Origin of the sequence: Polaromonas sp., from assembly GCF_030689685.1 — a bacterium.
Lineage (GTDB): Bacteria > Pseudomonadota > Gammaproteobacteria > Burkholderiales > Burkholderiaceae_C > Polaromonas.
The window spans coordinates 24387-36379 of sequence record NZ_JAUYEY010000061.1 but is presented as its reverse complement, the minus strand read 5'-3'; the positions used below and the strand labels follow the sequence as shown (position 1 = coordinate 36379).

Annotated in this window: 7 protein-coding genes and 1 pseudogene; 5 read left to right on the top strand and 3 right to left on the bottom strand. The window is 62.3% G+C overall.

Features of this window, described 5'->3' with window-relative positions; translation table 11 throughout:
* Positions 1-15 precede the first annotated feature (15 nt).
* Positions 16-1245: an MFS transporter gene (locus Q8O29_RS14525; protein WP_305563985.1), complete on the bottom strand. Its 1230-nt coding sequence runs from the start codon at positions 1243-1245 to the stop codon at positions 16-18.
* A gap of 60 nt (positions 1246-1305) precedes the next feature.
* Here Q8O29_RS14525 and Q8O29_RS14520 point away from each other — a divergent pair, with 60 nt between their 5' ends.
* Entirely contained in the window at positions 1306-2055 is a 750-nt protein-coding gene (locus Q8O29_RS14520) for a hypothetical protein (protein WP_305563983.1), read from the top strand.
* Here the strand turns inward: Q8O29_RS14520 and Q8O29_RS14515 are convergent, their stop codons facing one another.
* Positions 2056-3084 carry a DNA methyltransferase gene (locus Q8O29_RS14515; RefSeq protein WP_305563981.1) on the bottom strand — a complete coding sequence of 343 codons (1029 nt, stop codon included), beginning with the start codon at positions 3082-3084 and terminating at the stop codon, positions 2056-2058.
* Positions 3085-3495: 411 nt separating this feature from the next.
* Between Q8O29_RS14515 and uvrA the strand changes: the two genes are divergently transcribed.
* From uvrA to Q8O29_RS14500, 3 genes are all read left to right on the top strand, one after another.
* Positions 3496-6453 carry an excinuclease ABC subunit UvrA gene (gene uvrA, locus Q8O29_RS14510; RefSeq protein WP_305564052.1) on the top strand — a complete coding sequence of 986 codons (2958 nt, stop codon included), beginning with the start codon at positions 3496-3498 and terminating at the stop codon, positions 6451-6453.
* A gap of 54 nt (positions 6454-6507) precedes the next feature.
* A complete protein-coding gene (locus Q8O29_RS14505) occupies positions 6508-7566 on the top strand; it encodes an alkane 1-monooxygenase (protein ID WP_305563979.1) in 1059 nt (352 codons plus the stop codon).
* A 418-nt stretch (positions 7567-7984) separates the two neighbouring features.
* Positions 7985-10060: a hypothetical protein gene (locus Q8O29_RS14500; RefSeq protein WP_305563977.1), complete on the top strand. Its 2076-nt coding sequence runs from the start codon at positions 7985-7987 to the stop codon at positions 10058-10060.
* A 55-nt stretch (positions 10061-10115) separates the two neighbouring features.
* Here Q8O29_RS14500 and dacB read toward each other — a convergent pair whose 3' ends face one another.
* Positions 10116-11615 (bottom strand): D-alanyl-D-alanine carboxypeptidase/D-alanyl-D-alanine-endopeptidase, encoded by a 1500-nt coding sequence (gene dacB / locus Q8O29_RS14495; protein ID WP_305563975.1) that lies wholly within the window; start codon positions 11613-11615, stop codon positions 10116-10118.
* Positions 11616-11717: 102 nt separating this feature from the next.
* Between dacB and Q8O29_RS14490 the strand changes: the two are divergent.
* Positions 11718-11993 (top strand): annotated as a pseudogene (locus Q8O29_RS14490) (EamA family transporter); the annotation flags it as partial.

Here is an 11993-nt window from a genome sequence, read left to right as displayed (position 1 = left end):
TGTTCTCCTAATTTTTCACAGTTTAACTGGCTGGACCGCCGGCGCGGCAGCCGGGCCGGGAGCCGAAGACCCGGTCCGGCCCGGTGCTTTCATCGGCCAGGCGACCAGCAACCAGAGCAGCATCAGGCCACCGCAGGCGGCAAACAGCGCCTGCGGACCGGCAGCCTTGACCAACCAGCCACCCAATGCGCCGCCGGCAAAAAAGCCCAGCGACTGGAGCGTGTTGTACACCCCAAGCGCCGCACCGCGCGAATGGGCGGGGGCAATCCGGGACGCCAGGCTGGGCTGGCAGGTTTCGAGCACATTGAAGCAGCAAAAATGCAAAAGCAGCAAGGCGACCAGCCAGGCCAGGCCAGGCGTGCCCGGCGCAGCGACCAAGCCCATCAGGCCGAGCTGTACCAACATAAGCAGCGCTACCGCTGCCAGAAACACCCCGCGCAGGCGGCCACGCCTTTCCAGCGGGAACAAGATCGCGCCTATCACCACAAACGATGCCAGCACCGTCGGCAGGTAGACCTGCCAGTGGCTGTCCTGCCCCAGCCCGGCTTGCACCAGCATCGCCGGAATCGCCACCCACATGGCCAACTGCACTGCGTGCAGCACAAACACGCCGAAATCCAGCCGCAGCAAACCTTCGTGTTTCAAGACCTCGGTCAGACTGCCGCGCGGCCGGTGCACAGGCTGCGCCGGTTCGGGCGGCACCCACCAGATCACCACCGCGATACCGGCCAGCGCCAGCGCACCGGTCAACGCAAACAGACCGCCCAGCCCGACAAATGCCGCCAGCAGCGGCGCCAGCACCATTGACAGCGCGAACATCAGGCCGATGCTGGCGCCAACCAGCGCCATGGCTTTGGTACGCACCTCATCGCGTGTGGTGTCGGCCAGCAAAGCGGTGACCGCAGCAGAGATGGCCCCTGCGCCCTGCAAGGCCCGGCCAATAATCAGCCAGTTCAAATCCGGCGCCCAGGTGGCCACAAAACTGCCCAGCGCAAACACCAGCAAGCCGACAACAATGACTTTTTTGCGCCCCAGCCAGTCAGACGCCATGCCAAAAGGAATCTGTAGCAACCCTTGCGTGAGGCCGTAAATGCCCATGGCCAGCCCAACACGCGCCGGGTCATCGCCACCGGGGTAGCGTGCAGCCTCCAGCGCAAACACCGGCAACACCAGAAACAAGCCCAGCATGCGCAACGCAAAAATCGACGCCAGCGAGGCGCTGGCGCGCCGCTCGGTGGCGGTCATGGGGTAGGAGGGCGGGGCGGTTGGGGTTGAAGACACAGTCGGGAGCAAGGCGGGTGGAAAGTGGCGGCAAAGCCAGAGGGCAAGTTGGCTATTGTCTTTGATTCGCCTCCTTGGTCACGACAGCGCTCCATTCCGCGGGCGCACGCACTGTTCACGTCGCCCCTTCATGTCAGAATCCGCAGCAACATCAATTTCAGGCAAACCCTCCATGTCCGTCATTCGCAACAGCCTGGATTTAACCAAGGTCAACAACGCTGCGGTGCTGCGTTTGAGCTTCGCATTGATGATTTTCTGCTTGCCACTCAAGACATCTATGATTTTTTCTTTGACGTAAATACAAACCTTGTGGCGAAAGGGCTTGAGCGGCTTGACGACACCCTTCGGCCAGCGATCATGTCTGGAGTCCTTTCCGATATGCTCACAGCGAGCCTCGCAAAACATTCTCGAACCTTGGTCGTCAATAGTTACTTCAACGGCCACCCGGATTTGGTAGTCCGAGGCAAATACCCGCTCAATGCTGCGAAGGCCGGTGAATTTGGCGTGGAGGTTAAAACAACACGAAAATCTGGCGGCGCCGTTGACACACATGGCGCACGCAATCAGTGGATGTGTGTTTTCGTATATGGCGTTGATACCGTGACCGAGCCCGCCATTGCGCGTCTACCCATGCGTTTCACGGAAATTTACCTCGGCGAAGTTCAGGTAGAAGACTTTCGCAAAAACGCACGCGGTGAACTCGGTACGCGCACCGCCACATTACACGCCAAGGGCATAGCCAAGCTCAGAACAAACTGGATTTACAGACAGTGATCAGTCAAGGCTCAGACTCGCAAGCTTAGGAAGCGCTTCTTTGGCCAATTCGAAATAGGCTCGATCTTGCTCAATGCCGATGCTCTGATAACCAACCGCCTCCGAGGCGGCTAGCGTTGACGCTGAGCCTGCAAAGGGATCCAGAATGGTCCCTTCGCCCAGCGGTAGCACACCGCGAATCACTTTGCGTAGAAAAGCCTGCGGCTTTAGGCTGGGATGGTTGGCAAATTTTCGTTCTGAAGCCCGCGTTGGTGCAGATTCAATGACATCTCCAAAGGGTTTGTCAGCCGAGATTCGCCTGAACCCACCCGTGCCCCACTTGCGCAGATTGTCCTGCACGCGGCCTTCAAGCGGCTTGCGAAACAGAAGCCACGGCTCCCACATGGAGCGTGGCATCACACTCACGCCATCAAATTCCACATGCGCAGCCTTGGGCCGGTCACCGCCCCGCATGGTCATGACCAAACGTATCAACTCTCCCCTGCGTTCCAGGCCCGCCCGCGCGAGCGCTCCAGACACCAGGTAAGAAAGCAGGGGATTGCTGGCGACAACGACATTTGCGCCAGGAACAAGAACACGTATCAAGCTACGCCCCCATGCCAAGAAAAACTTTTCCAAAGCTTCCAGATCAGCGGGCGTGAGAACTGTAAAGCGAGGCAAGGGCGCTCGTTTGGACCCGTCAAAACTCGGGGGAACGCGCCACACCCCGCCTTTTCCTGATCGCAACTTGCTTTGCTCAATGCTTGAGTACTCCACCAGACCATAAGGGGGGTCAGTGACAACCGCATGAAGTGAATTTGCCGGCTGACGGTTCAACCAAGCCGTGCAGTCCTCCAGAATCAGCGAGGCTCGGCCATATTGAAAGCTTTCTGTCTCGTCTCGCGGGGTCGGCAAACTCAGCTCAGGTGCAACCTGGAATCCACTCAAAGAATATTGAGCCCGCTCCATCCGCGCAAACAAAGTTGGCGTATTTAGTTGCAGGTACGACCTCACGGACGAAGACGGAACCGCCCCAATCAGATCGATCACATCTTTTGTGATCTCTTGAACACTGGCGCCATGATGTCTACCCTCAAGCACTTGAACAATGGCATCCCGCACTTCGCCTGGTCGTCTACGCAATTTCGGACTCCTGTTGATACCGGGTATTTTAGACGTCTGGACGTCTTTCTAGCGCTTCATAAAGAAGTTATTTATTCAAAGCGCCCTTTTGAGCGCTTTCAAAGAATGCCAACATCGTCGGCGAACCAATTCGCCTCCTCCGCCAAGCGCGGGGGCAGAAGTCCACCATAAGCACTTAGCAGTCTATGATGGTGGGTTTTGCGGCGCCCACACCCAGTGAACTCTCCCAACGACGGTAAATACCTTGCGCCTGCGGCTGTAGACGGTCGGCATGTGGCTGAGCCGGACCCCAGCCGCTACCTGGCGCAGAGTCTGGCCATGCAGCGGATCAGCATCCGCGGCGCACGCACGCACAACCTCAAAAACATCGACCTGGACATTCCGCGCAACCAGCTGGTGGTGATCACCGGGCTCAGCGGTTCGGGCAAGTCCAGCCTGGCTTTTGACACGCTGTACGCCGAGGGCCAGCGCCGTTATGTTGAAAGTTTGAGCACTTACGCGCGGCAATTTTTGCAACTGATGGACAAGCCCGATGTGGACATGATCGAGGGCCTGTCGCCGGCGATCTCCATCGAGCAGAAAGCGACCTCGCACAACCCGCGCTCCACCGTCGGCACCGTCACTGAAATTCACGACTACCTGCGGCTGCTGTTTGCGCGCGCCGGCACGCCCTACTGCCCCGAGCATGATTTGCCCTTGCAGGCGCAAAGCGTCAGCGAGATGGTCGACCATGTGCTGGCCCTGCCGGAAGACACCAAGCTCATGATCCTGGCGCCGGTGGCGCGCGAGCGCAAGGGCGAATTTGTCGAGCTGTTCGCCGAGATGCAGGCCCAGGGTTATGTGCGCTTTCGTGTCGATGGCCAGGCGTACGAGTTTGACGAGCTGCCCAAGCTCAAAAAGGCCGAGAAACACAACATCGACGTGGTGATAGACCGCCTCAAGGTGCGGCCCGACATGCAGCAGCGCCTGGCCGAGAGTTTTGAGGCCGCACTGCGCCTGGCCGACGGCAAAGCCCTGGCGATGGAGATGGACTCGGGCAAGGAGCATTTGTTCAGCGCCAAATTTTCCTGCCCGGTCTGCAGCTACTCGCTCAGCGAGATGGAGCCGCGCCTGTTCTCCTTCAACTCGCCAGTAGGCGCCTGCCCAAGCTGCGACGGCCTGGGCCACATGGAGTTTTTCGACCCGGCGCGGGTGGTGGCCTTCCCTTCGCTGAGCCTGGCCAGCGGCGCCGTCAAGGGCTGGGACAGGCGCAATGCCTACTACTTTTCCATGCTCGAAAGCCTGGCCAAACACTACAGCTTCGATATCGACACCGCGTTTGAAAAACTCCCGGACGCGGTGCGGCAGGTGGTGCTGCACGGCTCGGGCGACGAGGACATCAAGTTCAGCTATGTCATCGACTCGGGCGCCAGCGCGGGCAGAAAGCACACGAAGAAACATCCGTTTGAAGGCGTGATCACCAACTTCGAGCGCCGTTACCGCGAGACCGACTCGGCCGCCGTGCGCGAGGAGCTTGCGCGTTACCGCAGCGTGCAGCCCTGCCCCGACTGCGAAGGCACGCGCCTGCGCCGGGAGGCGCGCCATGTTTACCTGGTGGGTGTGGCCGGCCGCAAGGCGATCTACGAGATCAGCAACGTCACGCTGCGCGAAAGTTTTGCGTATTTCAACGCCCTGTCCATGGAAGGCGCCAAAGCCGAAATTGCCGGCAAGGTGGTGCGCGAGATCGGCCTGCGCCTGAAGTTCCTCAACGACGTCGGCCTGAATTACCTGAGCCTGGACCGCAGCGCCGAGACGCTGTCGGGCGGTGAGTCGCAGCGCATCCGCCTGGCCTCACAGATCGGCTCGGGCCTGACCGGCGTGATGTATGTGCTGGACGAGCCCAGCATCGGCTTGCACCAGCGCGACAACGACCGGCTCATCGGTACGCTCAAACACCTGCGCGACATCGGCAACAGCGTGCTGGTGGTGGAACACGACGAGGACATGATCCGCGCCGCCGACCATGTGATCGACATGGGGCCGGGCGCCGGCATTCACGGCGGGCGCGTGATGGCGCAGGGCAGTTATGCCGACGTGGTCGCCAACCCGGCTTCGTTGACCGGCCAATACCTGGCGGGCACACTCGCCATTGCCGTGCCCAAGCGCCGCACGCCCTGGTTGCCCACGGTGGTGAAGGCACCTTACCGCGACCCGGCCAAACCCTCCAAATTTGCGCCCAGTGCGGCCGGCATCAAACGCGCAGCACGCGAGGCGGAGCACCTGCTGACCCAGGGTAACCTGCAGGCCATCAAGGTGATCAAGGCCAGCGGTCACAACCTGAAAAGTGTCAGCGTCGATTTTCCGGTTGGTCTGCTGACCTGCGTCACCGGCGTGTCGGGCTCGGGCAAATCAACACTGGTCAACGACACGCTGTACGCTGCCGTGGCACGCACCTTGTACCGCGCCCATGAAGAGCCGGCGCCGCACGAAAGCATTGAAGGCATCGAGCATTTCGACAAGGTCATCAACGTGGACCAGTCGCCGATTGGCCGCACGCCGCGCAGCAACCCGGCCACCTACACCGGCCTGTTCACGCCGATCCGCGAGTTGATGGCCGAGATGAACACCGCGCGTGAACGCGGCTATGGGCCGGGGCGCTTCAGCTTCAACGTGGCCGGCGGCCGCTGCGAGGCCTGCCAGGGTGACGGCGTGGTCAAGGTCGAGATGCATTTTTTGCCCGATGTCTATGTGCCCTGCGACGCTTGCCGCGGCATGCGTTACAACCGCGAGACGCTGGAGGTGCAGTACAAGGGGAAAAACATCGCGCAGATGCTCGACCTCACGGTCGAAGCCGCTGCCGAGTTTTTCAAGGCGGTGCCGGTGATCGCGCGCAAGCTGCACACCTTGCTGGATGTGGGCCTGAGTTACATCAAGCTCGGCCAGGCCGCAACCACACTGTCGGGCGGCGAGGCGCAGCGTGTCAAGCTGGCGCTGGAGCTGTCCAAACGCGACACCGGCCGCACGCTCTACATCCTGGACGAGCCGACCACCGGCCTGCATTTTGCCGACATAGCCCTGCTGCTCAAGGTGCTGCACCAGCTGCGCGACGCCGGCAACACCATTGTGGTGATTGAGCACAACCTGGACGTCATCAAAACCGCCGACTGGCTGATCGACATGGGGCCAGAAGGCGGCGCCGGCGGCGGCAGTGTGGTCGGTGTGGGCACGCCCGAAGACATCGCGGCCAACCCCGGCAGCCACACCGGGCGTTACCTGAAGCGGCTGCTCCAGTCCTGAATCCGGGCCCTGGAAAACTTGCCACGCACCGCCCGGCATGAGAAAGTAGCCGCCATGCGCCCGTCCGATCTCCGCTTTTTGCTGGCGTGGCTGTTGCCGCTGCTGACGCTGTATAGCATTGCCCACGCGCCCGCCCAGGCCGCCTTCTGGACCTTCGCCGTCTGGGGCGGCATTGCGCTGCTCGATGCCCTGCTGCCTGGCGGGAAAACCTCGCCCGCGGCGCTTGCTGCCGACAACAGCCGCCTGGCCTGGTTTCAGTGGCTGCTTCGGCTGTATGTGTTGCTGCAACTGGCGCTGATCACGCTGGGCGCTTATGCCGCCGTTCAGTCCGACTGGCCGACCGTGCTGGGCCTGGCCTTCAGTGTGGGCTTTATCACCGGCTCGCAGGGCATCACCTTTGCGCACGAGCTGGGCCACAGCAAATCAAAGCTGGACCGTTTTTGCGCCTGGGTACTGATGAGCAGCGTTTGTTACGGCCACTTCATGGTCGAGCACTACCGGGGCCACCACCCGCGCGCCGCCACACAGGAAGACCCGGCGTCGGCGCGCCGGGGTGAAAGCCTGTACCGGTTTTTGCCGCGCACCCTCTGGGGCAGCCTGGCTAGCGGCTGGCAACTGGAAGCCCAGCGTATTGCCCAGTTCAAAAGCACCTGGCTGCGCAGCCCGCTGGCCTGGAGCACAGCCGCTTTCTTGATGCTTTTTGTGCTGCCAGCCCTTTACCTGCCTGCGCAAACAGCTATTAAATTCATAGCATTTTTCGCACTGCAATCGGTCGTCGCTTTTCTGTTGCTGGAGGTCGTGAACTACATCGAGCATTACGGCCTGCGCCGAAACAGCGAAGGCGGGCGGCGCGAGGCTTTCGGCCTGAACCACGCCTGGAACGCCGACCATGTGCTCAGCAACGCGCTGTTGGCCAACCAGCGCCACTCTGACCACCACATGCACGCGTGGAAACCGTATCCCACCCTGGCTGCCTTGCCCGGCCCGCAGTTGCCCACCGGTTACGCGGGCTGCCTGATGCTGGCGATGTTGCCGCCGCTGTGGTTTGCCCTGATGCACCAACGCCTGGACGCCTTGTCGCCCGGTGCCACGGCCGCCCTCTGGACGCCCTGATGGGCCGGAGTTGCCATGTCCTTGATCACCCTGCGTTTTTCTGGCCGAGCCCAGCACCATCAACTTTGGCGCATTGCGCTGGCACAACGGGTCAAGGCGCACCTGGAGGCGGCCCGCACCCTGCAACTATGAGCTTTTACGGCGTGATGTCCTACAAGTGTGGCCTCCCATCCGCCCGTGACTTGAAATAGTGCGCGGTTAGGGTTGAGAGATATTTGCGCAAGATGGAGGGCCACCGCGCGTTCGACATCCATGACTGCGTTTGCCTCCAATGCATTTTCCGCCCCTGTTCACACTTTTCCGCTCTTCCCGTAACACCGTCCTGATCTGCTTTTTCTCAGTGCTGCTGACAGCAGCCTTGGGCGGTTGCGCGGAGCAAAACACTCTGGCCGGCGCGCCAGAGAACGGCCGGCCGCCTGTGGCTGACAAACTACCGGAGGTCGCCGACCCTGGCCTGCTGATGCTGCTGGTCCCGGACGGCCAGCAACTGGTTTCACCCGAAGTGACTGCATGGATAGATGCTGCCTCTGAAGACGGCCTGCGATTGCAGCCTGTGACCGACAGCGAATTCATGGCTCTCGGGCCCGCAGCCCTCAAGTACGGGGGACTCGTGTTGCCCGACGTGCTGCACCCCATCGCCACCGAGGCCTTGCTCAAGGCAGTGCGCGACTACACCTCGGCGGGAGGCAACACCCTGCTGGTTCACGATTTTGGCATCTTCGCACTGGACGGCAACCAAAAACCAACCTACGCCATTCCCAGTGCAAGGTTGAGCGACCTGGCCGGCGTGGACTATGGGCTCTACCACGCGCTGCGTGAACAAAGTACCGCAATAGGGCCGGTGACCGCCATGCGAAGCACCATGCGCGCGCTGCAGGTCCCGCCGGGCAAGTCCATTGCGTATGTCGCAGACGCCAACCGCGATGCAGCCCTCGCAACAGTTTCGGCAACGGCTCCTCCCGCGCCCGCCGCAACAGCAGCAGTTGACACCCCCACCACTTACCTGGCCGAGAGCACGCCGCCCGCGTCAGCGGGCAGCGGCTTGCCAAGCGCCCCCATGCCTGGGGACGTTCTGGAAACTTACAGCGGCTACCTTTTGGGAGAGTTGAAGTATTCGAGCTTTGTCACGCGCGGCGCCTTCACTGGCAAGACGCTGGCGACATCGCCGCAGGCCGGCCTGGTGGCAGGGCTGAACAAAGTCGGGCGCGGGCAGGTGCTGTTTGTGAATCTGCCCTTGACTTATCTCAAGGTGGCGCGCACCGATGGTTTGCCGCTGCACGGCTTTCTGCACTACTTTGCACACAATGTCCTGCAGTTGGCGCGACTGTCGCCCGTGCCCAATGCCGTGCCCGGACTGACGCTGGACTGGCACCTAGACTCGTTCACCGCACAGCAACCGACCCTGACGCTGGAGAAACTCGGCATCTTCGACGACGGGCCGTTTTCTATCGACATGACGGCCGGTCCTGACGCGGTGACTGTGGGAGACGGCAAAGGCTGGAACCTGGACAACAACCCGGTCGCGCAGGATATCTTGCGGCGCTTTGCCAAAAAAGGACACGCCATCGGCAGCCACGGCGGCTGGAATCACGACTACTACGGACTCAATGTCAACGAGTCCAACCGTGCCACGTTCCTCCCCTATCTGGAGCAGAACGTGGCCTCCATCAGGAACACCGTGAGCCACGCCTTGCGGCCCTATTTGGGGCTGACGACTTCAACACCGCCAGTGGTTCCCAGCAGTTTTCTGCCACTGGTTCAAAAAATCAGGGCGTTCATCGATTCGACCTTTGGCCCACCCATGCGGCAGTATTCACCCCCTGTGGGCAACAACCCGACCTGGGCCATGGACTGGCTGGAGCAGCAAGGTGTGGTGGCCGTTTATTTTGGCGGCCATACCGGCTTGGGGCCTACCCGGCAGTACCGCGAGGGCCAACTGCGCAACCCGGGCTTGTGGGTTTTTCCCGTCACACCGGCGGGGCGCTACGCCACTTTCGAAGAGTTTCAGGTCAACAAAGTACCCAAACAGGAAGTCATCGACTGGTACCGCGATTCAGTGGATTTTGCGGTGAATCACAACACCACCCGGATGATCTACATGCACCCCAATGGCGCCAATGTCTGGCCCGATGTGCTGCAGGATTTGCTGGCTTACGCCAAGGCAAAAGGTCCTGAACAGTTTCGCTGGTACACCATGACACGGCTGGCCGATTTCATGACCATGCGGCAGGCGGTCGTCTGGACCGAGCAGCGCGATGCGGCGGGTACGTCGCTGTTTGAAGCCAGCCACCTCCATAGCCTCGAAGAAATGGTCTGGCTGCTGCCGAAGTCGCGTTACACCGGCCAGCCTGTGAGCACTTACGGCAACGTCTCGGTGTCAGACCGGGGCACGCACTGGGCGGTCAAAGCCGGCAACACGCGCCGCGCCAGTTTTACGGCTTCAGCAATTGCCGACGCCCAGTCCGGTGCTGCTCAGGTTTCGCGGGCAAAGTAGGCCATCAGTAGCAAGCAGCTATCCCATCCGGAGCGCTTGAATGCGTTTTGAAGTCTCAGCGCTCCTGCACGGCCCACTGGATCAAGGCGTCCAGCGCAGGCCGCGCCGCTCCGGCATTCGGGTGGTTGACCATGCCGACCACGATGTAGCGCGCGCCGCTGGCACCGTTGGCATAACCTGCGACCGCCGTCACGTCGCGCAACGAGCCGGTCTTGATGAAGGCTTGGCCAGCGACATTTTTGGCGCGCTCGCGCATGGTGGCGTCCATGCCGGCGACCGGCAGTGAGTCGAGCAGGTCCTGGGCGACGCGGCTTTGCGCGGCGTGTTGCAGCATCGCCGCCAGGCCATTGGCCGTGACCCGTTCGATGCGGCTCAGGCCGGAGCCGTTGTCCATCACCGGTGCGGGCTGCTGCGGCAGCAATTTTTTCCACCAGGCGGCCAGCGCCGCGCGGCCGGTCTCGGGCGAGGCCTGGTCAAGCTGCCCGTCCCGCTGGCGGCTCAGGCTCAGAAACAGGTGCCTGGCCATCACGTTGTTGGAATACTTGTTGACGTCGCGCACGATCTCGCGCAGCGGCAGCGAGGGCGCATCCAGGCGCAGCGGAGGTTTCTCGCCAGAGAGCGTGCCGCGCGCACGCAGCAGCGCCAGCTCGCCGGCCGTGGCGTCGCGCACTGTGCCGGTCAGCAGCCCGCCCAGGGCGCGCCAGGAACCCTCGAGCGCGCGCGCCGCAAAACTCGCGGGCTCGGCATAGGCGCTGGGCCAGACGCGTTCACCGCAGGCGACCGAATAACTGCCGCTGAACTGCAGCCGGTTCGGGTTGTCGACGCTGGCACGCAGCTCGCTGCGCCAGTCGCCGCAGCGCGCCACGCGCGCCAGCGGCACACTGTCGTCAATCACGATGCCGGCCAGCGGCGGCTCGACTGCCACCAGCGCCCGATTGTTCAGTGGATCGGGCGTGAAACGCATCACCAGCGATTTGAAGTTGATCAGCAGCGCGTCCGGGCTGGCGTTGTAGGGCCGCAGCGGCTCGCCGTCAAACTCGCCCGCGTCCTGGGCCGATGTCTGGAAGGCGCTGCGGTCCAGCACGATGTCGCCGCGCACCACCTTGACGCCGCTGTACTGCACCTGTGCCAGCAGCGCCTGCAGGCGCTCTACTACCATCTTGGGGTCGCCGCCGCCGCGCACGATCAGGTTGCCGTGTAACACGCCGTCGGACATGCTGCCGTCCATCAGCACGCGGGTGTTCCAGGTGAACTCGGGCCCCAGCAGGTCCAGCGCCGCATAGGTGGTCACCAGCTTCATGACCGAGGCCGGGTTCATCGGTTCGCCGGCCCGATGGGCTAGGCGCGGCGGCGCCTTGCCAGTGGCGTCGACCACCAGCAGGGTCACGGCATCCGTCGGGACCTGGGCGCGGGTCAGGGCCTTGCTGATCGCCGCCGGCAGCACCGGTTTGGGCGATTTGACGGCGGCCGGGGCCTTCTGGGCCAGCGCCCAGGCCGGCAGCAGGACCAGAGCGGTGGCCAGCAGCAGCCGGGCGGAAAGGAAATTCACAAGCATGACTGATTATCTGTGTGAGTCCGGTCCTTGCGACTTGCCCGGATAATCGGGGCATGCGTTTTTCCCCCAAGACTGTGGGCGTGCTCGCTGGACATCTGCCTGCTGGGCTCAGTGGTGGTCTCGGGCATCACCTTCACCAAGATGGTCCAGTATTTCGGCCCGGTGCGCTCGACCATGATCACCGCCGTGGTGCCGGGGCTGTCGGCACTCGGGGCGGTGTTTTTCCTCGGCGAGCCGCTGCACTGGAATTTGCTGGCCGGGCTGGCGCTGGTGACGGTCGGCATTGTGTTTGGCGTGCCTATGCAGGCGCAGCGTGCGTCGGTGGTTGCTCCTGATTTAATAGCTGATGGCGCCCGTCCTACAAGGGCCAAGGCCTGA